Raw genomic sequence first — 25,745 nt, 5'->3', positions numbered from 1 at the left:
CAGGCGCACCCAGGCACACCAGAGGGGCGGTCCGCACACAGCGGGCCGCCCCTCTTCACGTCCCCGGCACGCAGGGCGCACCGGCGCACCGCCGCCCAGGCAGGGGACTGCGCCTGCCACCTATCTCCGGACATTCCTCGACGTCCGGACATAACCCCCGTTCACGCGAGGATGGCAGGGGGTTGACCTCGAGTCGGTCCTGGTCAACGACGACCTCGACCATACTGTCCTTCCACATCTCATCCTTTGCGAGCACCTCCACCCTGGTGGATGACCCGTCATCCCACTGGAAGACGTCTGAATGGCGGACGTGCCAGTGGCCGCACAGGACGATGCGCGGCCGGAGCGCCTGCACGGTGCGCTGGAGCAGTTCGCGGGTGACGTTCGCCCTGGCGGCAAGCTCCGGCGGCAGGTCCAGGCCGCGCAGACTAGTCACCCCGGCCGGGGCGTCGTGGGTGAGCAGGACGTCGAGCCGCCTGCCTGCGGCATTCTCGATCAGTTGTGCGGCCTCAGCCTCGGTGGGTGCTTCAAGTTCCGCCCAGAGGGTCTTGCCTTCCTTGCGCCATGCCGCATCCACGGAGAAGGCGCCACCCAGGGCGCCGATGAGTGCCCCGTCGATCTCGGCGACCAGGCCGCGGGGCAGGTAGGTCAGCCGGTCCGTCAGCCGGCGGCTCCCGTCCGCCTGCAGCGGCAGCTCCCTCAGAGACGGGTGTGCGTCGTGATTGCCGTCGATCCAGTAGAACTGGGCCGAAGACTGCTCCATGAAGGAGTCCAGGCGGCGGACCATCTTCTGGCGCCCCATGTCGGGCCACAACAAACCGCAGTCGCCCACCTGGAGCATCACCTGGAGGCCAGCCGCCCGCATCGCCTTCGCTGCCAGGCGCGCCGCCATCACGTTCCCATGGAGATCGCCGAGCACAGCGAAGCGGGCCATCAGGACTCCTCGAGGCGGCGGATGGACTGGATCGGGGTGGTCATGCGGAGGGTTGCCACGCCGTCGGTCCGCACCCGGAGGTAGAAGGCCCCCTCGACACCGACGCGGAGCAGCAGGATCCCGATCAAACCCAGGACCTCGCCGTCCCGCCGGAGGTCGGCCGAGATGTCCAGGTCGGTCGCGGGACCGACCTGACGCGGGAGCCGCGTCACGGTGGACGAACCATCCGCGCGGATGTCGAACTGGTGCGTTGTGCCGGAGCCGGTGGTCACGAGCCACCGGCCGGTGTCCAGGTCGGTCAGGGACTGCATTTCTTCGGCCTCCAAATTCACGCGGGGCCCTCAGCCTATCCAAATTAGTCGGACATTCCTGAGGGCGCCCTCGCAGAGATGCACGCTGGCGTTTCTTGATGTGCGGGCATTTCGGGCATCTCGGGCACTGCAGGCCCTTCGGGCGCTGCTGGCATTTCGGGCATTTCGGACTCTGCTGGCATTTCGGGCGCTGCTGGCATTTCGGGCATTTCGGGCACTGCAGGCCCTTCGGGCGCTGCTGGCATTTCGGGCATTTCGGGCACTGCAGGCCCTTCGGGCGCTGCTGGCATTTCGGGCTCGAGCTGGCTCTTCCGGCTCTGCGGGCGCTGCTGGCATTTCGGGCTCGAGCTGGCTTTTCCGGCTCTGCGGGCACTGCTGGCATTTCGGGCTCGAGCTGGCTTTTCCGGCTCTGCGGGCACTGCTGGCATTTCGGGCTCGAGCTGGCTCTTCCGGCTCTGCGGGCACTGCTGGCATTTCGGGCTCGAGCTGGCTCTTCCGGCTCTGCGGGCACTGCTGGCATTTCGGGCTCGAGCAAGACGATCGCGCGCCCGCCCCCGCATGCCGGGTCGCTTCCATCGCGGTGCCCCTGCCCTGCAAAGGCCGCGGACGTACGCTGGGCCCACAACGGGGAAGGAACCAGGGAGGCCCAGCATGAGATCCAGGTTCTGGGGTACGAGGAAGTCGGCGCTCCCAAGGCCAAGCGGGGACCCGGTGCAGGACGCACGCGCCCAACTCGAGCGCTTCCGAAAGGCCGACGCTTTCATCGACCTCGGCGCCGGCGGACTGACCGGCAGCCCAGGGGCTCTCAAGCTCACCCCGGACGAATCCGAGAGAGCCCTCGAGACGATGCGCCACCTCGTGGAGCAGCAGATCGAGGACTATCTGACCGCCCACCCGGCCTCCGAGGAGTGACCGGACACCACCTCATCTACGAGTACGTTCGGTTTGTCCACGCACCACAACGGTGTCCAGTTCTGGGCTCTCCGTCACCCAAAGCCCCATCGTTGCAGGCATCGCCGGCCCCGCAGACGTCGTAGCCCTCGAGCAGGTCAAGCCCTTCGACGACTGATGCGGCCATACTGGAAGAGTCGCCGAGAGGCGAGCACCTTGGCCTCAACGAAAAGAGGACCCGCTGCAACGGGTCCTCCTTCTCCGGCCGGTGTCGGTCGGCAGCGCTCGCGCTGGAGCGCCTTGGGGTTGTTCACCGTCAACGCTACGACGGATCCCATGCGATAGCCAGCGGGGCGATGCCACTAACCCTTGGAGTGGCCCGTGGGAAATACCCCCGCACCGAGGTTCGCACTTTGGCTTGCCACGCTTCAGCTGGCGCGTGCCATCGTCGTGCTGTGGGCTGAGTGGCTCGACCACCACTGAGCCCAGGAGTCCGTCCGGCCGAGCGCCGGGCGGACTCCGTTGACGACGGTCTGCCCCTTGTTCAGGTGTCGCGGCCGAGCCACTGCGAGGCGATGACGCGCCGCTCCACCTGGGCGGCCTCCACCCAGAACTCCCGGGCACCCCGGTAGTAGGACGCCTGCCAGAGAACCTGGACCAGGACGTGCCTGTCCGTCCAGGCCAGGGCGAACCCGGACTCTGTCCGCTCGGGCCGACCATCGTCGAACAAGAGCCGAACCCACACGGGAAGGGCCTTCGCCGGCCGCGTCACGGCGGAATGATCGATCGCGGCTTCGGGGACGACGACGGGCTCGGGTTCATCCTCTCCCCGGGCGTTTAGCCCGCTCACCGCGCAGGCTCGGCTTCGTGGCCGGCCTTATCTGCTGCTTTGGCTGGCATGGCGCTCACTCTAGCGGCGCGCCGCGACTGCCTGGGGCCACGGCTGGGGAGGCAGGCCACCTCGTCGGGCACTTGACTCGCCTTGGGACGATTGGTGTGTGCCCGCGCCGATCTACGACTACACCGAGGCGCGAAAGGCCCTGAGCAGCATCCTCGACGCCAGCGCCCGCGGTGGCGCCTCCATCATCAGCCGCGCCCACGACGCCGCAGCAGTGGTCGACGCGGGCCGCCTCAGGGGCTACCTAAGCCGGACCATCGAGTCCCACGCTGTCACGGTCCACGAGGACGGCGCCTGGGCCATCCTCCTCCCCGGCATCCCCGTCGCTGCCGAGGCCGCCGCCCTTGACGACGCCGTCGCCGACTGCGTGGCAGCACTGCGCGAGTACGCCGCAGACTGGGAAGACCACCTCTCCAAGACGCCCAACCACGCCGGCAGCTGGGCGCTCGTCTAACTCGTGCGCCTCTCGACAGACGAGCAACTCGCAGCGTGGCTCTCCGGAGACGAGTGAGCCGCACCCCACAGAGGGACTCGACGGTCCCGTCATGGCAGGTGGTAGACCGCAAGCCCGCGAGCAGGGGCCCGATATACACATTGGGATCGAGGCGTTCCCATTGTGTATAGGCAGGTCGCCGGCAGGAGCATGCCCCCCTCTGTGACCCTGGCTGTGGGAGCTGTCAGGCCGGGCAGGTGCCGTCGCGCCGATACAGTAGCGACACCGCTCCGCGCCAAGGACCTGGGCCCTCAGTCCCGACCCGCTAGGCGAAAGCTCCCTGCTGGTGGGCGCGCACCGCGGCGATCACCGGTGCGGCTCCGCGCAGGCGGAACACGTCGATCGGGCGGCCGCCGAGGAGGGGGTTCTGGCCTTCGAGCCAGAGCCGGGCTTGCCCTGGGGTGAACGTCGACGCCAGGTGTTCGACGAGCAAGTCGATGTCGGCCAGCTGGCCGGCAGTGGGCTCACTGCCTAGGGCCCCCATGAGCTTCCTGGCCACCGACTGGGGCTCGCGTCCGTTGGCGGCCACCTCAGCAGGAGCCTTCCTGGGGCCGGGCAGCCTCTCCCCCATCACCCCGGCCTCGCTGCGCCGCCTGGTCCCTAGCCTTTCCTTCGGCCACGGTCTTCCGTGCCCTGGCTAGGAGGGCAGCCACGGCGCGGTCGGCCTCCTCCTCGTTCAAACTGAGGTCATTACTGATCAAGGACCCTGCGCCTATGTCGATCTTCATCCCCGAGTAGGACGGCCGGAATCGCCTCTGGCGGTCTGTCACCTCTCGCGCCCCGTCGAACGTGCCGCGATAGCGCCTCGCGGACGGACTGAGATCCCATGGTCCATGGAGCCATTGTGCCCCCGCCGCCCCGGCCTGGTTCAGCACCGGGTGCGACGGCACCTAGCCCCAGTCACGCTCCTCTTTGGACAGCGCCACGATCCACTCCGGCGTAGGGACGCCGAGCCGCTCGTTGATCGCGACGCGAGCCCTGGCCGCAGCCCTCTGCACGTTGCGGTCGTAGCTGCTCGCGGGAAGGCGCCGCCCGCCCGCACCGGTGCCCTTCCCCGCCGGGAAGCTGCTGCCCCCGCGGCGATGCGCCTGGACGAAGGCCTCGAGCGCGGCCGTGACGACCATGTCCGGGTCCACTCCCTCTTCACGGCAGGCCTCCTGGGCTGCGGCCCAGACACTGTCGGGCACACGGATCCCCCTGATGGGGGCGGCTTCCTCAGACATGGCGGTCATCCTGTCGCGGGTGGTTGAAAGGCGCGGTGCTCTGGTCAGGTGCTCTCAGGCCGGACGTGGCGGTCCGTGCCCCGCAGGGGGCGAACCGGCAGTGCGCCGGGCGCGCTCAAGGAGCGCCGCCATGGCACGGTCGGCCCGCTCCTTCGGCAGCTTCAGCCCCGATACGAGGGGCCCGCTTCCGAGGTCGATTGGATGTCGGACGGCGATGTCCGCATGCCGCTCCGAGCATCCCGGGCCTTCTTGCCCTGTGCCATCACGTTCTCCCCTCGCCCACCAGCTTACGGATAGGGCCTCTTCTTCGGCTTGACGTACGGGTGGCGTGCCGCGTGCCAGCGCAGCCGCCACCGGGGGTCAGCGGCGCTGGTCGGCGATCAGCCGGTCGAAAGCATCAGGCAGCTCGCCGATGCAAAGCGCCGTGGCCGAGGCTTGAGCGGGGGGCCAGCTCAATGTGCCCGGCCTTGGTCTCCACGTCGAACTCGCCCAGGGCCTGGTCCAGCATCAGGAACGCCACCCCCATCAGGTCCCCCGGCTCATGCGGACCGTGGACGCTAAAGCCCCCTCTGGGCCCCGCCCCTTCTCGGTGCCCCCTACCGTCCCGCGCCCACAGCCTGCGGTTCGTCCTGGTTGAGGAACGCTGTGATCCGCTCGAACACGACCTTGAAGGCGGCCCTCCGGCGGTCAGCGAAGGTGCGCCGGTGCAGCATCGCCGCCTCCTTCGCGTCTGTCTCGTCCAGGCGCACACCGACCTCGATGTCCAGCTCCTCCTGATACAGCTGCGCGTCGACAGCGCGCCGGGCCTCACGGGCCACATTCCCCGCAGCGTCCCGGATCGCGATCAGGTCCCGCGCGGCCCTGAGCGCACCCACTCGCGCCCACGGGTCCTGGTAGTGCTCGGCGATGTCCTCCTCGTAGGAGCCGGGATCCGTCTCCAGCCCGTTCAGGTACATGAAGTCGCCGTAGGCGCCGTTGTCCTTGAGCTGGTATAGGATCTGGTCCTCTGTGCCGGGACGGTGGCCGAAGCGCACCTCCGGCAGCTCGTCATCCTCGTCCCAAAAAGCCAGCTCGATGTCTGCGCAGTAGGGCATCCTGCGCCGGCAAGCGTCTTCGAAGGCTCGAAATGCGGCGTCAACGTCCGGCGCCTCGAGAACTGGGGCAACAGCTTCGGGGTCGGTGAACATCTCGTCCCCGAGCTCCGCCCTGACTTGGGAGATGAGAGGCTTGGCCCGTTCGGTGACGACGTCGTAGACGCTGTCCGCGAGGGCAAGGAGGGCGCCGAAGCTCTCTCGCCAGGCCCGTTCGCTGCTCGCCTCTGCTGCGACCTCGTCGAAGGTGATGGCGCTGTCCTGGTAGAGCAGAATGCCTTCCTCGTCGCCGGGCCAATCGTCCTCCCGGAAGATGATGCACTCGCCCCGGAAGTTGATCAGCCGGTAGGCCTCTCCCGTGCCGTTGTCCGTCCACGTGCCGCCGGTGACTGTGGCGTTGTCCAGCTCGTCGATCGTGAGGTCCGTGAAGGAACGGTCCAGGCACGCTCGCATCCGCACAGGGATGTAGTTGGTGTCCGGGTCGCCGAAGAAGTACATGCTGCGCATCCTAGGGCCTCGGACGGACAGGTGAGGCAGGGGTGGGATGATCGTGGCGTGAGAGGACTGAACGACCGGGGCGGCGCCGAACCGGCCCCGGCCGTCGTCCCCCAGGACGCCATCGACCAGGACCGGATCACACGCGCCCCGCAGGACTTCCCCGTGTGGGTGGCGCTCACGTTCGACGACGGCCGGCCCGAGCGCACCAAGCCCGGGTTCGCCCTGGCATGGACGGACCGGCACGTCCTCGTCCAGGTCCTCTGGCAGGCGTCCTAGACCGATCGCCGACGGGCGTGCGTCGGCCGGCAAAGGAGGTCGTCGATCACTCACTGCTCCAAAGCCGTGCGCTCCCGGTGAAGTCAGCGACGCGACCGGGTTCCAAACCACGGTCGCGGCTCTGGCTGCACTGATCGCGAATCGCGACGAGGGCGCCGTTGGCGGGGTGGAACAAAATGTTCGGGCAGAATGCAGGCATGCCCGAAGACTTGGAAGACTACGCCGACGCTCCCGTCACAACATCACGCCCGGCCCCTGATATGGCGATCGCGCATGAGGCCGGCGAAGTGATCGGGCACATGCTCGGTGACGGACGGTCCGTGATCGAACCGGCGACGACGATCTGGACAGCCGAGGCGGCCGAGGACCTACGCTCGAGGATCGGCGACAACCTGATCGTCGGGGCGGATCAGCACCAGTGGGACAAGTTCGACCAGCAGCTCGAGGGCGCGTCCCGGGAGGTGGTGCTCCTCGCGGCCGAGCTCGTCTTCCTGCGCGAGCACGCGCTGTGGAAGGCCCGACCCGAGACCCGCCGCGCCCATGTCGAGCGGGTGCTGGCACACCTCGGCTCCCCCGTGGCGATTCCGGAGCCGATGTCGGCCTGGCTCGGCCGCCCTGCCCGGACCGCAGGGTTCGACCCGGGCCCCTGGTACAACCAAGCGATGTGGAGGCACATCATCTGGACAGCGACCTTCGTGCGCCACTGGAGTGGTCTGCCGGAGGCTGAGCGCGAGGCCGCGCGCACCGATCCGTGGGAACTGCAGCGGGCCATGCTCGCCTCCGGAGGTGACCGGTCCGACATCCGCAATGCGCTTCAGTTCCTTGCCCGGCCGGACGCTTTCGAGCCGATCTCGTCCTCCGTGATGAAGTCGAGGATCCGCGATGGCCTGGCCGATCGTATCGGGGGTGCGACGGGCAACGACCCCGCCTCGATCGACCGTGACCTGCTGGCGATCCGCGCAGCATTGGAGCATGAGGTCGAGGGGCCGTTCCACTTCTGGACGCCGGCGGTGGAGCAGCTCTGGCACCCATCCCGCACCCAGTCTGCCTCTGCAGATGCTGGGACCGCAGAGCTGGGCGAACCCCGCCCACGTCACTACTGGCTCTACGCCCCGGGCCCACAGGCCTCGGAGTGGGACGGTTTCTCCTCCGCGGGCGTTATGGCGATCGGCTGGGACGAGCTCGACGACCTCAGCACCTACCCGAGCCGTGAAGCGATCCGCCAGGCGCTCGACCCCGAGGGGACCGGCGGGTCGCTGAGAAACGACGTGCTCGCGGTGTGGCAGTTCCAGCACGACATCGCCGTGGGCGACATCGTCTTCGCCAAGCGCGGACGAAAGGAGATCCTCGGGCGCGGCGAGGTCACGTCCGCCGCCCGGTTCGAGCCGGACCGCGAGTCGTACATCCACGTTCGCTCGGTGGAGTGGACGCATACAGGTTCCTGGGAGCACCCGGGAAACGCCGCTATCAAGACGCTCACCGACATCACTCCCTATCAGGACTATGTCGAGCAGCTCGAGGCGCTCGTCACCGGCGAGGACGAGCCCGCGCTGCCCGCCACTGTGACGCCGCTGCCGCCCTACGACCTGTCCGCGTTCCTCAGGGAGGTCTACCTGCCCGAGGAACGGTACGAGCGTCTTCGCTCCCTGCTGGCGCGCAAGAAAAACGTCATCCTCGCAGGCCCTCCCGGCGTCGGGAAGACCTTCGCCGCCAAACGTCTGGCGTACTCGATCATGGGCGAGAAGGACCCGAGCCGCGTCCAGATGATCCAGTTCCACCAGAGCTACTCGTACGAGGACTTCATGATGGGGTACCGCCCCACCGAGACGGGCGGCTTCGTCCTCGCCGAAGGACCGTTCTACCGATTCTGTGAAGAAGCCCGCGCCGACGACGCCGACCGGCCGTACTTCTTCATCATCGACGAGATCAACCGAGGGAACATCTCCAAGATCTTCGGCGAGCTGCTCATGCTCATCGAAGCCGACAAGCGCGGGCACGACCTCCGCCTCCTGTACAAGAACGAGACATTCTCCGTGCCCGCCAACGTGCACATCATCGGCATGATGAACACCGCCGACCGCAGCCTCGCCGTGCTCGACTACGCACTGCGCCGGCGCTTCGGCTTCTTCGAGATGGGGCCTGGCTTCGACTCCGAGGGGTTCACCCGCTGGCAGAAGGACACGGGCAGCCCCTCGATCGACAGCCTCGTTGAAGCGGTCGTCGACCTCAACAAGGCGATCGCCGCCGACCCCGCGCTCGGCCAGGGCTTCGCGATCGGGCACAGCTTCCTCTCTAGGCCCCCGGCAGGCGGCAGTGAGGACGCTTGGCTTCACTCGGTCGTCGAGGACGAACTCGTTCCCCTGCTCGACGAGTACTGGTTCGACGAGCCGGCCAAGGCCGAGGAATGGGCGGGCAGGCTCCGGGCCACGCTCGCATGACCGACCGCTCGATCGCCATCCGCAACGTGTACGTGATGATGGCCTACGCCTTCCGGGCCATCCGAAGCGACGGCAGCGACCATATCGCGGCCGAGTCCTTCGACCACCTCCACGACCTGCTCGCAGAGATCCTCGTGCGCGGCGTCGGCGCACAGGTCAAGCGCGGCATCCACCGCGATTACCTCCGGCATAGCGACGAGTTGGCAACCGTGCGCGGCCGCATCGACATCGCCGGCACGGTCGCTACCCGCTCCATAGTCCGGGGCAGGCTGGTGTGCGAGTTCGACGAGTACGAACCCGACACTCTATACAACAGGGCCCTGAAGTCGGTCATGGTCCTCCTCATCCGCCATGGGGATGTCTCCACACCGCGCAGGGACGCACTGCGTCGGCTCCTGCCGTACCTGGACGCGGTGACACTGGTCCCGCCGACTTCGATCCGCTGGGACGGACTCACCTACCACCGTGCGAACGCCTCGTACCGGCTGCTGCTCGGTGTCTGCGAACTGGTCGTGCGCGGGCTCCTGCCCACCCAGGCCGCTGGTGCAGCCAAGCTCGCCTCATGGGTGTCGGACGACGCGATGAGCAGCCTGTACGAGCGCTTCCTGCGCGCCTACTACGCCGTCCACCATCCCGAGCTCTCCCCTGGCGCGTCCACCGTTGTCTGGGACTTCGATGAAACGAGGGCGCTCGGAGCCGAGCAGCTCCCGGCAATGCGCACCGACGTCACGCTCCGGCGGGGACCGCGGACCCTCATCGTCGATGCAAAGTACTACAGCCGATCGATGCAGGTCGGCATGTGGGGCAAGGCGACCATCCACTCGGCCAACCTCTACCAGATGCTGACGTATGTGAAGAACGCCGACGTCCGCCGCGACGGGTCGGTCAGCGGCCTGCTCCTCTACGCACGCACCGACGCTCCTAGGCAGCCCGACCTCGACGTCGTCATCCAGGGAAACCGGATCGGTGCTCGGACGCTCGACCTCAACCGGCCGTGGGACGATCTCAGAGCCCAGCTCGAAGACACAATTAGTTGGCTTGAGAACTGACTCTGGCGTCCGTCGCGAACAGGTCCGGCAGCTGGCCCTGACGTGCTCGGGATTGGACGGCACCCTCGCCAGTAACGCCCGCTCCTCCTGTCGCCGTCCTCCACCCGTTAGCAGCACTCGACCGCCTCTGCCTCCGGACGGCCGTCCGGCCGCGTCGACGGCTGGCAGTCCCTGAGCATGGCGCCGTCGCCAGAGTCCGCCGCCGAGCTGGTGGTCGGCGCCGAGCGCCGCGCCCACACTTCCTACCAGACGGTATCGGGCCCAGGTGGACGAGGCCTTAAAGGGCGCGTGGACGATGCGGAAGAGAGGCTTGGGCCTCTCTGGGCGTGTGCGCAGACAAGCTGAGCGGTACGATCGCCGCATCGGGACCGAGGAGGAGTGGATGGCGGACGAGCCGGAGTTCTTCATCGTTCCCGAGGACGAGGCAGCCCAGATGCGTGCCACCGAGCGGCGCCCGAGCCTGCCCTGGCCCGACATCGAGCTGCCCGCCCTACTCCCGGGCAAGAACTACTTCCTGGTGCCTGAGGAGCTGCTACACCGGCCGAGACTGCCGCGGAAGAAGCGCGAATACCGGCCGTACCAAGATCCGCCCGAGATGCTCGTCCCGGTCTCAGAGATGACCGAGGAGACGTGGGCCGAATGGGAATGGCCTGCTGACCACGACCGGGCTCCCACGATCCCCCGGCAGGCGGTCCTGATCCTCTGGCGGCGCGACGGGAACATCTGCCAGGTGTGCGGCCTGACTGTGGACATCCGGCTCCGCTGGCCCCACCCCGGCTCGGCTCAGATCGACCACCTCGACCCGATGGGCTGGCGCTCCGGCCGCAAGCGTGAGCTCGACACGTGGGGCAACGTCCAACTCGCCCACGCGCACTGCAACTCCGCCCACCACAACTTCGACCAGCACCTCATCGCGGTCGCCGACTACCGGCACGAGCTCCGGCGCGCCATCGAGGCGGCCGCGGAGGGCCGGGGAGCCCCGATGCCCCCGTGGACGCGCAGGCTCGCCCGCGGGGCCGCGGCGGGCCCCGGAATGGACGGCCCGTGGGAGTCGGAGGCCTGGCGGCGGGAGCAGGAGCTCGGCCGCCCCAAGGCATCCTTCGGGCAGGAGTGGCCCGTCCTCTGAACAGGCGCCCCCCGTGGATACCATGCCGCTCTCATTCCGCTGAGCTACAGGGGCGTGTGCGTAGGGCTCGTGGGCTGCGGCGGCCCGATGGCTGGCTCGGCGATGACCGACCAGTGCTCGTCGCGGATCCGCGCCAGGTAGTACTCCTCGAAGACCGCGTGGCAGGAGGGACATACGTAAGCAGCGTAGGTCCGCCGCGAATAGGGGCCGATTGCCGATCGGATGAGGGCCTTCGGGACGTGACAGTGGACCCTGGCCGCCCACGCGTCGACCGCCCTGCGGACGCTGGGCAAGTCTTCGGGGCGGTCGTACCTGAGATCCACCTTCAGATCCGGAGTGCTAGGCGCCTTGGTCCACTGCTTGCCCCATCCCGGGCTGCGCGTCCACCAGACGAGCATCCTGCTCTCGCAGCGGCTGCAGTCTGCGAGGGTGGCGAAGACGAAGGCCGGACTGGGACAGTCAAGGGGCCGTAGACGGAGGCAGGGGCAGCGCACGAGCGATTCATCGTCTGGATCATGGCCGTGCGCTCGTCCTTGGACTGTTGCGGCGCCGCCCTCAGGGCACTGCCGACGGTCTGCAGGCGCTCTGTCCGGGCTCTCGCTTCGGCCCGATCCCGCTCTGCCCGGAGGCGCGCCTCAGCTGCCTTTCGAGCGTCCTGCTCGCTCGGCGTGCCGTGTGTCCACGCCGGCCCCTTGGTCAGGAGCGATGCCACGAAGTGGTCGAGACGTACCCGCTCCGGGGCGTGTGCGACCCCATTGTGGTCGGCGCCCCGGAGAAGAAGCTCGCCGAGATCGTCTGGCACCGGGGCGTCCTTCCCGAACCAGGTGACGACGGTAGGAACCTTGATGCTGTGCTTCTCGAGGGGGCGGGGAATCACCCAGACCGGGAAGATGCCGCTTACGAAGTACCGGCTGCTCCGCTCGAAGTAGCGGTCGTGGGACTGCGGCGACAGCTGGACCTCGAAGGCGACGCGGCGCTTCACCGCCGTGTCGGACTCGGCCAGAACGTCGACGATCCAGTCCCGGGACTCGTGGGGGTGTTCGATGACTGCGTGCCAGCCGGGGACCGCGTCGATCGCCCGGGCCAGTGCTTCCTTCATCGCCAGGTGCTGCATGATTCGCCGCCATGGTCGACGTTGCATCCGGTCCTGCGGTAGTGGGCGAAGAACCGGGTGTGCTCGCCCCGCCCGGTGGCGACGGCGCGGAGGCCGCACCCCGGCATGGTGAGATCCTTGCGCCATGCGGAGGCCTTGACCTCAGCCCAGGATTCACGGGTGGGCTTGCTGGCGTCGATTCGTTCGTCGCCCAGGATGGCGATCAGCTGCATCCCACTACCCCCATCTGGAACAGCCCTGCTGGGAGGGTTCGACCATGGGGCTCTGACAGCCGTCCATCACTTGCGGCGGTGGAGGCCGAGGACGCGTTCGACGAGCTCGTCGTCCTCGGTGTTGAACGTGGCGCCGGGTCCGGGTGGGCCTTAGACCTTAGAGGGTGTTCACATGGGGGCCAGGCTATGTAGAACGCTGATTTGAATGCGGGCGGGGCCGAGCAGTTTTCATTGCCCCTCATGCAAGTCCTCAGCGTCGATGTATTGCGAAATTCGACGCGTTCTCTTTAGGGCAAGAGGTATCAGAACTGCTCGCGCGACCTCGTCCACATCGCGCGCGACACGGGCTACGACGACCTCCGGAAGGTCAGCCCGCTGCTGCGCCCAGAGCGGGCTCGACGCCGCGGATGACTCGCTGGCGGTCATCGCTGGGAAGATTGCCGAACTGGTCGCCCTTGGGGACATGCTCACTGCCCGGTCGTCCCACCTCCTGTGACGAGTGGCGGGCAGCGTCTTCCTCGGCTGGGGGAGTACCGCTCACGGCATGAGCGGCAACCGACGCCGCGACATCGGCGCGAAGCGCCCGCGCCGCTGTGAATTGTGACTGAAGGTGATCGCAGAGCACGGACAGTTCAGCAACCCGGCGGACGATACGGGTTTGCTCTTCTATGGGAGGGAGCGGCACTGGTGTCGCGAGGATCTGGTCGCGGGAAAGTTTGCGCATCGTGTCGCTCGTTCCTTTGGAGACCGCCGCGTATAGGGCCCGGACTGCGCGCGTGCCGTTTAGGACGTTCACATACTCGGCTGTCACTCGGTCCACGAACCTAAGACGGACGATGAGGTCAGACATCATCAGTCTCGGCGGCGGATTATCCACGACGACACTGCGACCCACCAGTGCAGCCGTGTTCGCACGTGACATAAGGAAATCGCCGTCACGGACTTCGATTGCAGGACGTGGCGCCAAGCCTGCCGCCAGCACCTTATGCTCGTGGGGAAAGAACTGGCGCCATGACACTGCACTGAGCTTCAGGACCCCCCACTGATCCAGACTCGACCGCGGCTCTGCCGGGCACACAGGGCTCCATCCGGCCTCGTTCGAGATGAGCAACTCACCGAGCGTGCACCACGTCCATCCCGTTGGCGCTTCAAACTGCAGAGTATCGGGATCCAACTTCGCTGGGGGCGCCGACCGCCTGATCGCTTTGGTTCGGATGAGCTTTGCGCGCTCGGATGCGATGCGTTCGAGGAGTTCGGTCGCAGGCTCGTCTTCGGAGTCTTGGTGCGTGAGGCGGCCCCGGACGGCGAGATCGAGGATGGTCTGACGGACACGGTTGAGGGCGGCGAGGTCGCCTTCGCCCGGGACGAGATGCAGGCCGATATGGTCGGCGAAAACTCGGACCCCGGCGCGCGCGTTGGTTGCCGAATCTGCCTCGGCGACCCTGTTAAGGGTTGAGGCAGTGAGTGCTGATCGCGCTTCGACCTGCGCGGCCTGCTGTTGCTCCAACTCATCGCAAAGATCCATCAACTGTTCGATGCGTTCGACGATCCTTCGCTGTTCACCAAGAGGTGGTAGCGGGAGCGGTACGGACTCCATTACTGTTCCGGACACCTCGGAGAAGGTGGTCCCGGAGCCAAGGCTCGCGATCGCACCGCAGTATGCGCGGAGCCCCCAGTAAAGGAACGGCGAGCATTCCATCGCGTGCGGGACAAGGGACTTGAAACCCTGGTTGGTCGCCAGTTCGTTTTGTGCGACCGCGACGTAGCCGATCGGGGCACGACTAGAAAAGACCAGTGATCCAGGTGGCAAGAGTGTGGCTGAGCTGGTCGCGAGCCCCTGAGCGCTAAGGCCGCGGCTGCCCCGTGCGATGCCTCGAACCTTTCCTCGCGCCATGTCTGCGGGAGTGATCCACGGAATGCCGGGTTCCTCGAAGTTAGCCGGGTCGTTGGCGTTGGGAGTGCCACCTCCGATAACGTGAGCGATCCTTGAGGCCCGGACCCAACGCCACTCCGCCGGGATTGGGTGTGGAGTCTGGGCGGGAGAGGGATTTCCGAGGTTCTTTGGGCGGCGCATCTTTCGGGCAGCGATCTTTGCCTCGCGCGCGGCGTCAATCCGTGCGAGCAACTCGGTGACGTTTTCGTCCTCGTCCAAGCGTGATGTCAGCTTGCCGCGCATGGCGAGGTCGAGGATCATGCTGCGGAGCTTGTCGATCCCGCCGGGGGCATCAGCGATGTGGCCGAAGGATTCCAGGAAGGTCTCGCGGTTCACTGAAGAGCATCCTCGATCGCGGCCACCAGGGCGTCACGAAGGCTGGCTCGGGTGCTCTCTATTGAGCCGAGGAGCGCCTGGTACTGCTCAAGTAACTCCTCGGGGTCGCGGTGCTCCGCGTCGATCTTGTTGGGGTTGGCGACGTCGAGGTTCCAGTTGTTTGCGCGGATGTCCTCGACCGACACCTTCCAGGCGACCTCGGACTCGACGCGAGCCTCCCACCATGCCTTCTCGGTGTCGAACTCCTCGATGCGGATCGGCTTGGTCTTCGAGTAGTTCTTGTAGCCCGCCGGGTACTGATGCTCGTAGTACCAGATGTCCTTGGTCGGCTGGCCCTTGGTGAAGAACAGCAGGTTGGTGGCGATGCTCGTGTACGGGTTGAAGACGCCCTTCGGTAGTCGCACGACGGTGTGCAGGTTGCAGTCGGTGAGGAGCTTTTCCTTGATGCGCGCCTTGACGCCGTCACCGAATAGGGTGCCATCAGGGAGTACCACTGCGGCACGCCCGCCGATCTTGAGCAGGTGCTCGATCAGGATCAGGAAGAGGTCGGCGGTCTCGCGGGTGCGGTACGCCTGCGGGAAGTTGTTCTCGATGCCTGGTTCCTCGGTGCCGCCGAACGGCGGATTGGTGAGGACCACATCGACGCGGTCCTTGCTGGTGTAGTCGCGCAGCGGCCGGGCTAGCGTGTTGTCGTGGGCGATGTTCGTCGGTACGTCGATGCCGTGCAGCAGCATGTTCGTCGTGCAGAGCAGATGGGGAAGCTGTTTCTTCTCAACGCCACGGATCGAGGACTGGAGGGTTCTCTCATCTTTGGGGGTCTTCACGTGGTTCCTGCGGACGTGCTCGATCGCGCCGGTCAAGAACCCGCCTGTGCCGCAGGCGGGGTCGAGCACAGTCTCGCCGAGCTGTGGCGCAGCGATGTCGATCATGAACTGGGTCACGGCGCGTGGAGTGTAGTACTCGCCGCTGTTCCCCGCGCTCTGCAGGTCTTTGAGAATCTGCTCGTAGATGTCGCCGAACAGGTGGCGGTCCTCGGATCGGTTGAAGTCGATCTCGTTGATCTTGTTGATGACCTGCCGGATCAGAGTGCCGTTCTTCATGTAGTTGAAGGCGTCCTGGAATACATTGCCGATGACGTTGGCGCGGCCGGTCGTGGAAGTCTCGGAGAACCGCTTGAGTGCTGGGAAGAGTTCGTTGTTGACGAAGCCGAGCAACGCGTCGCCGGTGATGCCTTCCTTCGGGATGGCCCAGGTGCGCCAGCGGAGGTCGTTCGGGATCGGCGAGCGGTAGGCAGCGTCGAGCAGCTCGGCCTCGGCTTCTCGGTCATCGAAGATCTTGAGGAAGAACATCCAAGCGAGCTGGCCGATGCGCTGAGCATCGCCGTCCACCCCGGCGTCCTGCCGCATGATGTCCTGGATCGACTTCACGACGGCACTGATCGTGCTCAAAAGAACTCCTTACGGGGCCGCCGCGTAGAGGCGTTGTTCTAGTTCCTCGACGGCCGAATCGAAACCTGCCTTGCCACCGAACTCGACCACGATCTCCATCGGAGTGCCGATGTCAATGAACGGGCGGACGCGCAGGACGCGCGCATCGTGGTCGGGCTCGAAGCCCTCATCAGCGTACTTGTCCAGCAGCGCCTTCAGCGTCGCCTGGGCCTTGGACGAGTATTTCGCCCAGTAGCCAGTCGCGACCACGTTCTCGGCGCGCTGCCGGCGGGTGAGTGCGGGCTGGCCGAACGCGACGTGGCAGACCAGATCGAACGGGCTGTAGTCGCGCCCGACCTCCTCAGCGAGTGCGTCGAAAAACACGCCCTGCTCTTGAAGCTCGGCAACGATGGCCTGCTTACTCTCGCTCTGCTTCCACCGGCTCAAGAACGTGTCAAGCGTCGGGTAGGCGTCGCGAACTCGCTTGCGTGTGTAGTCGGTAAGGCTCTCGGTGATCAGCCGACCGTCCGGCCGCATGTACTGGACCCGCTCGGCCAAGAGCGTGACTGGCACGTCGCCCACCACGTACTTGACCCTCCGCCCTGGCGCGTCTTCATGGGCGGAGGGAGGATCGATGACAGGTGGGTCATCGCGGTTCTCGGGATCGGATGGGTCAACGTCCTCCGGTGGCGCCAGCGGCTCATCCGGCCCGGGGGTGTAGACGACGACCGGATCGCCGTCGAAATCCGGGTCGGCGAACAACTCGGTCACCTTCCGGAAGTCCATGATCGTGAAGTAGAACTTGTCGTGCTCTTCGTTGATGCGAGTTCCGCGACCGATGATCTGCTTGAACTTGGTCATCGAGCTGATCGACTGGTCGAGCACGATGAGCTTGCAGGTCTGAGCATCCACTCCAGTGGACATGAGTTCGCTGGTCGTCGCGATGACGGGGTAGCGGGATTCGGGGTCGATGAAGTTGTCCAGCTCGGCTTTCCCCTCGGCGTCGTCGCCGGTGATCCGCATGATGTACTTGCGGTTCTGCGCGACTAGCTCCGTGTTCTCGTTCGCGAGAGCCGACCGCATCCGCTCGGCGTGGTCGATGTCTTGGCAGAATACGATCGTCTTCGCGAACCGGTCGCCCGACCCCTTGAGGTACTGCGTCACCTTCTTCGCGACTAGTTCGGTGCGCTTCTCCAGCACGAGGTTCCGGTCGAAGTCGCGCTGGTTGTAAACGCGGTCCTCGATCAGCTCGCCATGCTTGTCGACTTTGCCCCCCTCGGGCCGCCAGCCTTGGAGGTCTTTGTCGAGGTCGACACGCACGACCTTGTACGGGGCAAGATAGCCGTCGTCTATGCCCTGTTTGAGTGAATAGGTGAACACCGGCTCGCCGAAGTACGTGATGTTCGACGTGTCGGCGGTCTCCTTCGGCGTCGCGGTGAGGCCAACCTGCACGGAGTCCGTGAAGTACTCGAGAACCTCGCGCCACTGCGCGTCCTCGCGGGCGCTGCCCCGGTGGCACTCATCGACCACGATGAGGTCGAAGAAGCCGGGCGAGAACTGCTTGAAGATGTTTTGCTTGTCCTCTGTGCCCGTGATCGCCTGATAGATCGCGAGGAAGATCTCGAACGACGGGTCCACAGTGCGGTTCGTGATTTTCGTCATGGCGGTGCCGAAGGGCTTGAAGTCGTTGACTCGGGCTTGGTCGACCAGGATGTTCCGGTCGGCGAGGAACAGCACCCGCTTCGCTCGCTTCGACTTCCACAGACGCCAGATGATCTGGAAGGCCGTGAAGGTCTTCCCGGTGCCTGTCGCCATCACGAGGAGAGCGCGGTTCTGGCCTCGGGTAACGGCCTCGACTGTGCGGTTCACTGCCTGGAGCTGGTAGTAGCGCAGCTCCTTGCCGTGGAAGTAGTAGTCCTGCTCTACGATATTGGTCTCGGCTGTTCCGGGGGCCATTCCCTTCCAGGCGAGCCACCTCTGGTGCAGCTCGTCTGGGGATGGGAACTCATTAAGGTTCAGCTCGCGCTCGATCGCGCCGCTCGTGACTGTGCGGTCGTGGAAAAGGAACCCGTCGCCGTTTGAGCTGAAGATGAACGGGACGTCGAGCCGGTCGGCATAGCCTTGCGCCTGCTGCATGCCCGCGCCGAGACTGTGGTTGTTGTCCTTCGCCTCCACGACCGCGAGCGGGAGGCCAGCCTTCAGGAAGAGAACGTAGTCCGCGATCTTCGGCGCTTGCCGGGCATGTAGTTTGCCGCGCACCATAATCCGGCCCGGGGCCATCGTGTACTCCTCGCGCACCTGGTTCGTGCTCGGGTCCCAGCCGGCACGAATGATCGCGGGCGTGATGTACCGAGTACGTATCTCGGTCTCTTTCAACGTCTTCTTGTCGAATTCACTCACGGCTTGCAGTGCCCTCCTTGTCAAGAGCGTACCGGGGGTCAACTGTGCGGGGACCGTGGCGCGCATGGGCCGCGGGGTCTTCATTTGCACGGTTGTGCTCGAGCTCAGTAGTGCCGAGATTTGAGGCCCGCGCTTCGCCAGCCCAACTGTCTTGACTGCCGACGGCCGACGCTGAGCTGACGTACCTGACCGATCCCCGACGGGCACTTGTGCTGGCGATCCGACGAATCCGTTGTGCTCCCAGATCTCCTCGGCGACCAGCACAGCGGGTAGACAACCAGCCCGGCGCGGACGCTGCCAAGGCCTGGAACCGCTACGGGGCCGCGTGACCGCTCATGGGTCCTCCTGCATGTCGGTCCGGGCCGTGGGCCCGGTTGGAACCATGTATGGGCAGCGGCCTGCCAACTGGGTCAGGTCTGCCTCGCCCCTGGCCGCGCCGGACCCAGGCCTCAGCCTCCGATGGTCACAAGCTGACCGCCGAGCTTCGTCTGGAGCTGGGCTGCGTCCGGCGCCTGGATGATCCAGTTCTGGCCGACCAGCATGGGCGTCTCCCTCGGGGAGTCGGGCCGGCTGAAGGTGTCCTTCCAATCCTGCACGGTGGCGGCCGCGTCCGCGTGGCTGACGTAGGTCTCGAGCCAGACCTCACCGCAACGACCGGACTCGGCGGTGCGCTTGACGTTCGTCGGGGTGAGGGTCTCGCAGCTGTCGCCGGCCTTGATGTAGGCGTCCTTCAGGGCGGCCAGGGACGGGTAGGAGCCGCCGTCCTGCGGCGGCGCCGGGGGCGCCGCAGACGCGGCGGAGCACCCGGTGAGGAGCGCGGTGGTGGCAGCGGCCGCCAGGGCGGCGTGGATGAGCTTCAAGGGTCCCCCTGTGGTGGTTGGCTTCCGGTCGGATTGTACATGTCCAATCCGCGCCGGGGGTCGCAGGTCCGGTGGGTGGTCAGGCGGCCGCGGCGAGGGGCCTCTCGGCTGTTGCGGCCGCTGTCACCGCGACGGCGATGTGTTCGGACCAGCCTTCCTCGAGGCCGACCCGGTGCCCGCATCGGCACGCGGTGACCAGCAGGGTGCTGTTCTTCGCGTCGACGAAGTGGCGGGCGAGCTCGCGGGCGACGGCGACCTCGGTCTCGGTCAGGTCCATCACGGCCTCCGGGTCTCTCGGATCCGGTCACCGGCCGGGTCCTGTGGTGGGTGGGGTCGGGCGATGACCAGGAACGCCGTCCAGGCGAGGACTGCACCGATGACGACGGTGGAGATCACGTCTACGGGGTTCACCGGGCACTCGCCGATGCCGTGGCCGGTACGGGGAGGGGCGCGACGGCGAGGGTGTCGGTGTCGAGCATGACGGTGTTCCCGGGGGTTCCTTCGAGGTCGAGGACGTGCACGGTCGAACGGGTGCCGGGGATGCGGGCGGCGTGCCGCTGGTGCCAGTGCCCGGAGAACACCAGCGCGGGCTGGGTGACGTCGACGGCGTGCTGGAGCAGGAGCCGGGAATGGCCGGACTGGGCGACCAGGGCGGGGTGCAGCTTCATGGTCGAGCTCATCGCCACCCGGTACGGGACCTCGTGCGCGATGAGGACGTCCAGGGGCGCGTCGCCGAGGCGGCCGACGTCGCCGAGGGTGATCTCCTCCTGCGGCCACCAGTCCACGCCCCGGATCAGGTGCGCCCGGTTGATGGAGAACGCCCCCCGAGGGCACCGAAGGTGCGCCCGCCGAGCTCGAGCCGGGAGCCGCGGGGAAGGTAGGTGAGGCCGTGGGCTTCGGCGAGGCCAGCGCTGCTGCGGGGCAGGAGGGCGAGGTTCTCGTGGTCGTCGTGGTTGCCGTCGACGAAGTAGAAGGGGATGCCCGCTGCGGCGACGGCGTCGGCGAGCACACCGGTGAACCCGCTCACGCCGAGTTCTGGCAGGTCGTGGATCCAGTCGTCTCCCCAGAAGGCGCCGAGGTCGCCGACATGGATCATCGCCTCGGCGCCTGCGTCGGCGGCCGCGCCCACCGCCGCCCTGGCCCAGCGGCCGTGCCCGTGCCAGTCCCCCGCTACCGCGATCTTCATGGTGCTTCTCTCCCCCGGTTGTCCGTGTGGTGCTCCTGCCCCCGGCCATGCGTAGGCGCGGGGGCACGGGCGTGCGCACTTGGGCGGGGCGTTCCGCACACATAGAGGGCATGGAAACGATGAGGATCCCCGCCAAGACCACGTTCGCTCCCCTGGGCGTTCCGCCCCGCTGCCGCAACCCGCGCCCGGTGCCGCGGACGTTCGAGCACAGCGTCCAGGTCCGCTCATACACGGGCGCGGAGGCGCCGGTCGTAGCCCGGGTGCACCTGCGCAGCGGCCGCCCCGTGGAGCTGCGCCAGGCCGACGGCGTCTTCTACCGGCCCGCGGACGAGGAGGCCCTGCCGGATTCCATGACGGTGGACGCCCAGTGGTCCCGCACCGCGTCCGAGGCCATCGGGGCTGCGGTCGAGCGGGTCCGCGGCCGTGTCCTGATCGACGGGCAGATGTGGCAGGCCGCTGGCGAGCCGGTCTACCAGGTGATGACGTTCGGGCTGGGTGACAACCACGGGAGCAGCATCCTGGACCCGCGCCTGACCTGGGCCGGTGAGGACCTGGAACAGGCGTCCTACCTGAGCGGCCTGGACCGTGTGCGCGCCGTCGCCGCCGCGGTGGAGGTCGCGGTCTCCCGCGGTGACAGCCTCTCCGTCGACCGGATCCGTGACTGGCCGCCGATCGAGGTCCTGGACCCGTCGGTGTTCACCCTGCAGCCGGCCGCCGCGCGCCGAGAGGCGGCGGTCGCCGAGGCCAGGGAGATGGTCGCCCTGGCGGCCGGGGCGGTGCAGGCAGCGGCTCCGGAGGACCTGGGCGATGCTCTGCAGACGCTGGAGAAGACCGCTGCCGCGGCACGCGAGACCATCTACCGGTCGGGTATCTGATCGCCGATACACTCCGAACGGAGCCGACGAGAGGGTGACGTGGCGAGCATAAGCGCGCAGGAAGAGGCCAAGGCCCGGGGAGATGACGACGATGAGGACCGGGGGGCTCACGTGGCCGTCAGGTTGGTGTACTACCTGAGCATTCTCGTGGCAGGCGCCGCCACCCTCACCGTCCTATTACTGGCTTCCACATCGCCGGAGCCCCCTCCCAAGCCGGGTGAGCCCACGCAGGCGGACCTGATTAGGACAGCTGAAGCAGCTCTGTTTTTGGGAATAGGGTCGACAGTCACTTTCGGGCGCGCTTACCTGCTCCAGTTCGTGGCCCGTACCCACACGTGGCGCCGTGGGTCCGCAAAGCTCGCTGTGCTGTCAGGCCTGCCCACTCTCTGGTTCACAGTGCCCTTCGCATACATCAACTTCCACGGAGAGGTCGGCACCCCGGAGGATTGGCTCTTGGGAGGGGCCCTCATTGTGCTGGGGCTCTTCCTCCCTGCGGCGATGCCCGAGCAGAAGCCGGATATTCCGTACTCCAGTCTGCTGGAGACGATTCGATCGTGGATCCGGCGCAGGCTGACGTTTCGGCGGCCAACCTCAGTGCTGCCGACTGATGCGACCGGGTCCGGCGAGCCTGTCGCTCCTGAGGATGCCCACCTCTAGGCTCATGTGCCGTGGAGGAAACCGCGGTGCTCGAGGGGCAGACGTCCATCGAGGATGTCCTGGCCGAGCTCGGCGAGCCGTGGGACGCTGACCGGCCCACCCTGTTCTGACCAGATGTGTTGAGGGCCCGGATCGCGTGTGCGGTCCGGGGCTTCCCCCCTGTCAGGGGGCTGGGGTCAGGCGGGGACCTTGCCCGAGGGCCGGCGCAGGACGCCCCCCGAAGGGGCGGCGAGGGTGATGCCGCACGTGATGGCCCCGGAGCGGATAAGGCCCTGGACCTCTCCGAGGCTGTACCACTGCAGGACAGCGCCGGTCTCGGCCTCCTGGTGGGTGGGGAGCTCGTCGGCGTGCGGTGCACGGGTGAACCAGACCGCGACCTCGGTGGTGAGGATGCCCGTGTCGGGGCGCAGGATGCCGAGCAGCTCGCTGGACGCGACGGCCAGGCCGGTCTCCTCCACGAGCTCGCGGGCGGCCTCCCCGACGCTGAGGTCGTCGCTACTGCCATGGGGCAGCCCCCGGCTGAACTGGCGGACCGCGTACCGGTACTGGCGGACAAGCCTCATAAGATACGGCGCGACGCGGAACGGCACGACCGGGACGGCGACAACACCGTTGCCAATGCTGATCGTGTCTTGCCGGTCCAGCAGATGACGTGGGCGGGCGGCCTACTGCCAGACGCAATGAGAGCTCGATCAGCGCATGGGCCGGGCCCTGTTCACCTCATCTCGGTGTCGGCAGCCGACGACTAGGGCCGATGATGTCCGTTGGGGTGTACCCCTGCACCACACCCCGGAACCCCATCATTGCGCGCGGCAATAGGGTTGTTTCCGGGTTTCTGCCACAGATCGGTGGTAAAGTCTAGACATGGTGCAACACTCTCCCAGCGGCCAGACCGTCGCCTACCTCCGCGTCTCATCGCAAGACCAGTCCCTCGCGCGCCAGATCGAGCTCGTCGGCCACGTGGACCGCACGTTCGAGGAAAAGGTCTCCGGCGGCTCCCGTGCCGGCCGGACCGCCCTGGCGGAGATGATCGCCTACGTGCGGGCCGGCGACCGCGTCGTGGCAGTGTCCATGGACCGGCTCGCCAGGTCCCTCGTCGACCTCCGGCAGATCGTCGACGAGCTCGTCGGCAAGGGGGTCACCGTCTCGTTCGTGAAGGAGCGGCTGACCTTCGAGCCGGGCGGCTCCGACAAGTACGCAGACTTCCAGCTCTCCATGCTCGGGGCCGTCGCCGAGCTCGAGCGGGCCATCATCCGGGAGCGCCAGGCAGACGGGATCAAGGCCGCCAAGGCCCGCGGCGTCTACAAGGGCCGGGCCCGCGCCCTTAAGGACGACCAGGTCGCCGAGATCCGCGAGCAGATCGCCCTGGGCGTACCCAAGGCGGAGGTCGCCCGACGGTTCGGCATCGACCGCTCCACCCTGTACCGGGCCCTGAAGGAGACCGCCGCCCCGGTCTTGGCAACGGGACCCGACTCCGGCAGTCTGGCTCCGTGAGGGAGGCGGACGTCAGCAAGGCAGGCGAGGTGCTTGAAGAACTCGTGGATAGCGTCTGCGCCACCCACCAGCCGGTGTGGCTCGCCCGCGACGGGCGCCGGGTCGCCGTGCTGATCGCCCTCGAGGACTACAACGAGCTGCTCCTCGCCGCCGGCAGAACGCCAGCCCACCAGGAACTCGGCGACAAAGGCCGGGTCGAGGAAGCCGCCAAGCGCGTCGCGGAGAAGTCCGCGGAACTCAACCAACGGTTGGAGTGACCGCCCAGCCCCATGGAGCACCACGCCCTAGGGACTAGTCCGACCGGCCTAGTGTTGGGTCATGCCAGCCGGTCGCGCAGACGCTCTGGGCGGTGCCTTCGAGCTCGCCCTCGCTAAGTCAGTGCCGACGATCCCCCGCAGCGCTGGCTGGCTCGCGGAGCCCAAATGGGACGGCTACCGCGTGTGCGCCGTCGTCGAACACGGTCGGGTGCGCATCTTCTCCCGGAACGGCGCCGACCTCACCCCCGGATTCCCTGAACTGGGCGAGGCCCTGCACCGTGACGTTCCGGACGGGTGCGTGCTCGACGGCGAGGCGGTCATCTGGAACGACGGCAGGCTCGACTTCGACGCACTCCAGCGACGCCTGGGCGTCGGCGTCGCCCTCGCTGCCAGGCTCGCACGGGAGGCGCCCGCATCCTTCGTGGTCTTCGACGTGCTCGCCGTCCTCGGACGCGACGTGCGCGGCCTGCCCCTGAGGGACCGCCGCGTCCTTCTCGAGCAGCTCGCCGAGGGGTTCGACCCGCCACTGGCCCTCTCCCCCGCCACCGCCGACCCGGCCGTCGCGCGGCAATGGTGGGACGAGCAGGCTCACACCGGGATCGAGGGGCTGGTCCTCAAGCCCGTCTCCGGCCAGTACGAAGGGGGCCGCAGAGCGTGGCTGAAGGTGAAGCGCCGCGAGACAATCGACCTGGTCTGCGGGGCGGTGATCGGTCCTATCAGCCACCCCTCCCAGCTCGTGCTGGGGTGGCCTGATGAGACGGGCCAGCTGCGCATCGTGGGGCGAACCACAGCCTTGGGCAGCCTCCAGGTGAGCCAGGCCGCGACGATCCTGCACGAGCCTCAGGGAACGCACCCATGGCCTGAGGAGATCCCTGCCTCCCGCATCGACCGGTTCGCGAAGGACCGCGGGCCGGTCCACCTGACCCTCGTCGAGCCGAGTGTCGTCGAAGTGTCGGCCGATGCCGCGCGTTCTTACGGCTCCTTCAGGCATTCGTTGAGGCTCGTCCGGTTCAGGCCAGACGTTCTCCCCCAGACGGTCTCAGGGAGCGTGCTGGGGCGGCCTAAGACGGACTAGCCCTTGGGTTGGGTGAGCCGGCGCAGCCCCGCGACGTACTGCTCGATGGCCTCGAGATGTCTCGGCTCGATCCCGTGGACCGGATCCGGTGCGATCGTGAGGATGCCGGAGGCCTCCGCCCACTCGCGGGCCTCGGGTTGGACGCCGAGGTGGTCGTCGATCCACACGGCGGCGTCGGGCCCGGTGGCAGCGATGTGGTTCCTGACCGCGGCGGCCTTCGACCACTCCGTCCATACCGGCTCATTGACCTCAAGGACGGGCCACTCCCCCGACCCGGTCAGACCGGTTTGCTCACCGAAGGCCGGCGCCTTGCGCTCCCATGAGGTGGTCCAACACCCCGCAATGCTGTGCCGGGCAATGAGCACGTTCAAGGCTTCGATCATGGCGGGGGAAACCTGAGTCCACACGTAGGGGTGGGCGACCACATAGCCGCCTGGCCACAGCGACTCCACTCCCTCGGGGCGTCGGCCTACACGGCCGGCGATGAGCACGCCATCGACGTTCAGGTACAGGTTGATTTTGAGCACGGCTTGGTTCATCTCCCGTGTGTTTCGTACGAACCGCGCCCGCCGCCCAACCAGTATCTCCGGCGCCTCATTGCGCAGCGGTGTCATGTCCACCATGAGCGCGGGCGCGCCGACCGGGCTCCACAGGGCTGAGGCGGCGATGATGGGGTCGTGGGGGAACACAC

The 25,745-nt window shown here is 67.2% G+C and carries 28 protein-coding genes; 11 read left to right on the top strand and 17 right to left on the bottom strand.

Translation table 11 applies throughout. The annotated features are described in order from the left end of the window. Positions 1–55 precede the first annotated feature (55 nt). Both ACVWWH_RS18440 and ACVWWH_RS18435 read right to left on the bottom strand, forming a co-directional pair. Complete coding sequence (locus ACVWWH_RS18440) at positions 56–934, bottom strand: metallophosphoesterase family protein (RefSeq protein ID WP_457317562.1); 879 nt, start codon at positions 932–934, stop codon at positions 56–58. After that, entirely contained in the window at positions 934–1,245 is a 312-nt protein-coding gene (locus ACVWWH_RS18435; RefSeq protein ID WP_457317561.1) for a hypothetical protein, read from the bottom strand. Before ACVWWH_RS18435 ends, ACVWWH_RS18440 begins: the two co-directional genes overlap by 1 nt. Positions 1,246–1,956: 711 nt before the next feature. Here ACVWWH_RS18435 and ACVWWH_RS18430 point away from each other — a divergent pair. Continuing rightward, complete coding sequence (locus ACVWWH_RS18430; RefSeq protein WP_457317560.1) at positions 1,957–2,157, top strand: hypothetical protein; 201 nt, start codon at positions 1,957–1,959, stop codon at positions 2,155–2,157. A 523-nt stretch (positions 2,158–2,680) separates the two neighbouring features. On the opposite strand, the gene ACVWWH_RS18425 is transcribed toward ACVWWH_RS18430, so the two are convergent. Continuing rightward, a complete protein-coding gene (locus tag ACVWWH_RS18425; RefSeq protein WP_457317559.1) occupies positions 2,681–2,908 on the bottom strand; it encodes a hypothetical protein in 228 nt (75 codons plus the stop codon). A 226-nt stretch (positions 2,909–3,134) separates the two neighbouring features. On the opposite strand from ACVWWH_RS18425, the gene ACVWWH_RS18420 reads away from it, so the two are divergent. Further along, positions 3,135–3,488, top strand: coding sequence for a hypothetical protein (locus ACVWWH_RS18420; protein ID WP_457317558.1), 354 nt, complete (start codon positions 3,135–3,137; stop codon positions 3,486–3,488). Positions 3,489–3,792: 304 nt separating this feature from the next. Here the strand turns inward: ACVWWH_RS18420 and ACVWWH_RS18415 are convergent, their stop codons facing one another. The 3 genes from ACVWWH_RS18415 to ACVWWH_RS18405 form a co-directional block, all read right to left on the bottom strand. Beyond that, positions 3,793–4,056, bottom strand: a complete 264-nt coding sequence (locus tag ACVWWH_RS18415) for a hypothetical protein (protein ID WP_457317557.1) — start codon at positions 4,054–4,056, stop codon at positions 3,793–3,795. A 361-nt stretch (positions 4,057–4,417) separates the two neighbouring features. Then, positions 4,418–4,750: a hypothetical protein gene (locus tag ACVWWH_RS18410; protein WP_457317556.1), complete on the bottom strand. Its 333-nt coding sequence runs from the start codon at positions 4,748–4,750 to the stop codon at positions 4,418–4,420. Positions 4,751–5,346: 596 nt separating this feature from the next. After that, positions 5,347–6,339, bottom strand: a complete 993-nt coding sequence (locus ACVWWH_RS18405) for a hypothetical protein (RefSeq protein ID WP_457317555.1) — start codon at positions 6,337–6,339, stop codon at positions 5,347–5,349. 57 nt (positions 6,340–6,396) lie between these two features. Here ACVWWH_RS18405 and ACVWWH_RS18400 point away from each other — a divergent pair, with 57 nt between their 5' ends. The 4 genes from ACVWWH_RS18400 (at position 6,397) to ACVWWH_RS18385 (ending at position 11,228) form a co-directional block, all read left to right on the top strand. Next, positions 6,397–6,615, top strand: coding sequence for a hypothetical protein (locus tag ACVWWH_RS18400; protein WP_457317554.1), 219 nt, complete (start codon positions 6,397–6,399; stop codon positions 6,613–6,615). A gap of 197 nt (positions 6,616–6,812) precedes the next feature. Next, positions 6,813–9,053 (top strand): AAA family ATPase, encoded by a 2,241-nt coding sequence (locus ACVWWH_RS18395; protein WP_457317553.1) that lies wholly within the window; start codon positions 6,813–6,815, stop codon positions 9,051–9,053. Next, positions 9,050–10,102, top strand: coding sequence for a 5-methylcytosine-specific restriction endonuclease system specificity protein McrC (gene mcrC, locus ACVWWH_RS18390; protein WP_457317552.1), 1,053 nt, complete (start codon positions 9,050–9,052; stop codon positions 10,100–10,102). The genes ACVWWH_RS18395 and mcrC overlap by 4 nt, the downstream gene beginning before the upstream one ends. A 382-nt stretch (positions 10,103–10,484) precedes the next feature. Next, positions 10,485–11,228, top strand: coding sequence for an HNH endonuclease (locus ACVWWH_RS18385; RefSeq protein WP_457317551.1), 744 nt, complete (start codon positions 10,485–10,487; stop codon positions 11,226–11,228). Positions 11,229–11,553: 325 nt separating this feature from the next. Here the strand turns inward: ACVWWH_RS18385 and ACVWWH_RS18380 are convergent, their stop codons facing one another. The 9 genes from ACVWWH_RS18380 to ACVWWH_RS18340 all read right to left on the bottom strand — a co-directional run bounded on the left by ACVWWH_RS18380 (position 11,554) and on the right by ACVWWH_RS18340 (position 20,696). After that, the gene (locus ACVWWH_RS18380) at positions 11,554–12,342 is read right to left on the bottom strand and encodes a competence protein CoiA family protein (RefSeq protein ID WP_457317550.1); all 789 of its coding nucleotides are present in this window, start codon (positions 12,340–12,342) and stop codon (positions 11,554–11,556) included. Further along, positions 12,324–12,554, bottom strand: a complete 231-nt coding sequence (locus tag ACVWWH_RS18375; protein WP_457317549.1) for a hypothetical protein — start codon at positions 12,552–12,554, stop codon at positions 12,324–12,326. Before ACVWWH_RS18375 ends, ACVWWH_RS18380 begins: the two co-directional genes overlap by 19 nt. Before the next feature lie 367 nt (positions 12,555–12,921). Next, a complete protein-coding gene (locus ACVWWH_RS18370) occupies positions 12,922–14,823 on the bottom strand; it encodes a restriction endonuclease subunit S (RefSeq protein ID WP_457317548.1) in 1,902 nt (633 codons plus the stop codon). Continuing rightward, positions 14,820–16,271 carry an N-6 DNA methylase gene (locus ACVWWH_RS18365; protein WP_457317547.1) on the bottom strand — a complete coding sequence of 484 codons (1,452 nt, stop codon included), beginning with the start codon at positions 16,269–16,271 and terminating at the stop codon, positions 14,820–14,822. The genes ACVWWH_RS18370 and ACVWWH_RS18365 overlap by 4 nt, the downstream gene beginning before the upstream one ends. Before the next feature lie 9 nt (positions 16,272–16,280). Then, entirely contained in the window at positions 16,281–18,650 is a 2,370-nt protein-coding gene (hsdR, locus tag ACVWWH_RS18360; protein WP_457317546.1) for an EcoAI/FtnUII family type I restriction enzme subunit R, read from the bottom strand. Positions 18,651–19,099: 449 nt separating this feature from the next. Further along, positions 19,100–19,510 (bottom strand): hypothetical protein, encoded by a 411-nt coding sequence (locus ACVWWH_RS18355; RefSeq protein ID WP_457317545.1) that lies wholly within the window; start codon positions 19,508–19,510, stop codon positions 19,100–19,102. 79 nt (positions 19,511–19,589) lie between these two features. Beyond that, positions 19,590–19,787 (bottom strand): hypothetical protein, encoded by a 198-nt coding sequence (locus ACVWWH_RS18350; protein ID WP_457317544.1) that lies wholly within the window; start codon positions 19,785–19,787, stop codon positions 19,590–19,592. Between the two features lie 130 nt (positions 19,788–19,917). Beyond that, on the bottom strand, positions 19,918–20,295 hold the full coding sequence (locus tag ACVWWH_RS18345; protein WP_457317543.1) for a hypothetical protein: 378 nt from the start codon (positions 20,293–20,295) through the stop codon (positions 19,918–19,920). Positions 20,296–20,303: 8 nt separating this feature from the next. After that, positions 20,304–20,696, bottom strand: a complete 393-nt coding sequence (locus tag ACVWWH_RS18340; protein ID WP_457317542.1) for a metallophosphoesterase family protein — start codon at positions 20,694–20,696, stop codon at positions 20,304–20,306. A gap of 110 nt (positions 20,697–20,806) precedes the next feature. Between ACVWWH_RS18340 and ACVWWH_RS18335 the strand changes: the two genes are divergently transcribed. After that, positions 20,807–21,571 (top strand): hypothetical protein, encoded by a 765-nt coding sequence (locus ACVWWH_RS18335; RefSeq protein ID WP_457317541.1) that lies wholly within the window; start codon positions 20,807–20,809, stop codon positions 21,569–21,571. Between the two features lie 39 nt (positions 21,572–21,610). Further along, the gene (locus ACVWWH_RS18330) at positions 21,611–22,228 is read left to right on the top strand and encodes a hypothetical protein (protein WP_457317540.1); all 618 of its coding nucleotides are present in this window, start codon (positions 21,611–21,613) and stop codon (positions 22,226–22,228) included. Between the two features lie 176 nt (positions 22,229–22,404). Here the strand turns inward: ACVWWH_RS18330 and ACVWWH_RS18325 are convergent, their stop codons facing one another. Continuing rightward, positions 22,405–22,791: an NUDIX hydrolase gene (locus tag ACVWWH_RS18325; RefSeq protein ID WP_457317539.1), complete on the bottom strand. Its 387-nt coding sequence runs from the start codon at positions 22,789–22,791 to the stop codon at positions 22,405–22,407. A 301-nt stretch (positions 22,792–23,092) separates the two neighbouring features. Here ACVWWH_RS18325 and ACVWWH_RS18320 point away from each other — a divergent pair, with 301 nt between their 5' ends. The 3 genes from ACVWWH_RS18320 to ACVWWH_RS18310 all read left to right on the top strand — a co-directional run bounded on the left by ACVWWH_RS18320 (position 23,093) and on the right by ACVWWH_RS18310 (position 25,054). Further along, positions 23,093–23,722 (top strand): recombinase family protein, encoded by a 630-nt coding sequence (locus ACVWWH_RS18320; RefSeq protein ID WP_457317538.1) that lies wholly within the window; start codon positions 23,093–23,095, stop codon positions 23,720–23,722. After that, complete coding sequence (locus ACVWWH_RS18315) at positions 23,719–23,979, top strand: type II toxin-antitoxin system Phd/YefM family antitoxin (protein WP_457317537.1); 261 nt, start codon at positions 23,719–23,721, stop codon at positions 23,977–23,979. Before ACVWWH_RS18320 ends, ACVWWH_RS18315 begins: the two co-directional genes overlap by 4 nt. A 61-nt stretch (positions 23,980–24,040) precedes the next feature. Beyond that, a complete protein-coding gene (locus tag ACVWWH_RS18310) occupies positions 24,041–25,054 on the top strand; it encodes an ATP-dependent DNA ligase (protein ID WP_457317536.1) in 1,014 nt (337 codons plus the stop codon). Here ACVWWH_RS18310 and ACVWWH_RS18305 read toward each other — a convergent pair. After that, the gene (locus ACVWWH_RS18305; protein WP_457317535.1) at positions 25,051–25,743 is read right to left on the bottom strand and encodes an HAD domain-containing protein; all 693 of its coding nucleotides are present in this window, start codon (positions 25,741–25,743) and stop codon (positions 25,051–25,053) included. The genes ACVWWH_RS18310 and ACVWWH_RS18305 overlap by 4 nt on opposite strands. Between the last annotated feature and the right edge of the window lie 2 nt (positions 25,744–25,745).

This window comes from Sinomonas sp. RB5 (assembly GCF_054063535.1).
Note: the sequence above shows the minus strand (reverse complement) of the source record. Positions and strands in the feature narration are given on the sequence as shown.

What these genes read in the sequence shown, in the direction of transcription:
- ACVWWH_RS18440 (WP_457317562.1), bottom strand. Translation starts at nt 934, where the DNA reads ATGGCCCGCTTCGCTGTGCTCGGCGATCTCCATGGGAACGTGATGGCG.
- ACVWWH_RS18435 (WP_457317561.1), bottom strand. Translation starts at nt 1,245, where the DNA reads ATGCAGTCCCTGACCGACCTGGACACCGGCCGGTGGCTCGTGACCACC.
- ACVWWH_RS18410 (WP_457317556.1), bottom strand. Translation starts at nt 4,750, where the DNA reads ATGTCTGAGGAAGCCGCCCCCATCAGGGGGATCCGTGTGCCCGACAGT.
- ACVWWH_RS18405 (WP_457317555.1), bottom strand. Translation starts at nt 6,339, where the DNA reads ATGTACTTCTTCGGCGACCCGGACACCAACTACATCCCTGTGCGGATG.
- ACVWWH_RS18395 (WP_457317553.1), top strand. Translation starts at nt 6,813, where the DNA reads ATGCCCGAAGACTTGGAAGACTACGCCGACGCTCCCGTCACAACATCA.
- mcrC (WP_457317552.1), top strand. Translation starts at nt 9,050, where the DNA reads ATGACCGACCGCTCGATCGCCATCCGCAACGTGTACGTGATGATGGCC.
- ACVWWH_RS18385 (WP_457317551.1), top strand. Translation starts at nt 10,485, where the DNA reads ATGGCGGACGAGCCGGAGTTCTTCATCGTTCCCGAGGACGAGGCAGCC.
- ACVWWH_RS18380 (WP_457317550.1), bottom strand. Translation starts at nt 12,342, where the DNA reads ATGCAGCACCTGGCGATGAAGGAAGCACTGGCCCGGGCGATCGACGCG.
- ACVWWH_RS18375 (WP_457317549.1), bottom strand. Translation starts at nt 12,554, where the DNA reads ATGCAGCTGATCGCCATCCTGGGCGACGAACGAATCGACGCCAGCAAG.
- ACVWWH_RS18350 (WP_457317544.1), bottom strand. Translation starts at nt 19,787, where the DNA reads ATGGACCTGACCGAGACCGAGGTCGCCGTCGCCCGCGAGCTCGCCCGC.
- ACVWWH_RS18340 (WP_457317542.1), bottom strand. Translation starts at nt 20,696, where the DNA reads ATGAAGATCGCGGTAGCGGGGGACTGGCACGGGCACGGCCGCTGGGCC.
- ACVWWH_RS18335 (WP_457317541.1), top strand. Translation starts at nt 20,807, where the DNA reads ATGGAAACGATGAGGATCCCCGCCAAGACCACGTTCGCTCCCCTGGGC.
- ACVWWH_RS18325 (WP_457317539.1), bottom strand. Translation starts at nt 22,791, where the DNA reads ATGAGGCTTGTCCGCCAGTACCGGTACGCGGTCCGCCAGTTCAGCCGG.
- ACVWWH_RS18320 (WP_457317538.1), top strand. Translation starts at nt 23,093, where the DNA reads ATGGTGCAACACTCTCCCAGCGGCCAGACCGTCGCCTACCTCCGCGTC.
- ACVWWH_RS18310 (WP_457317536.1), top strand. Translation starts at nt 24,041, where the DNA reads ATGCCAGCCGGTCGCGCAGACGCTCTGGGCGGTGCCTTCGAGCTCGCC.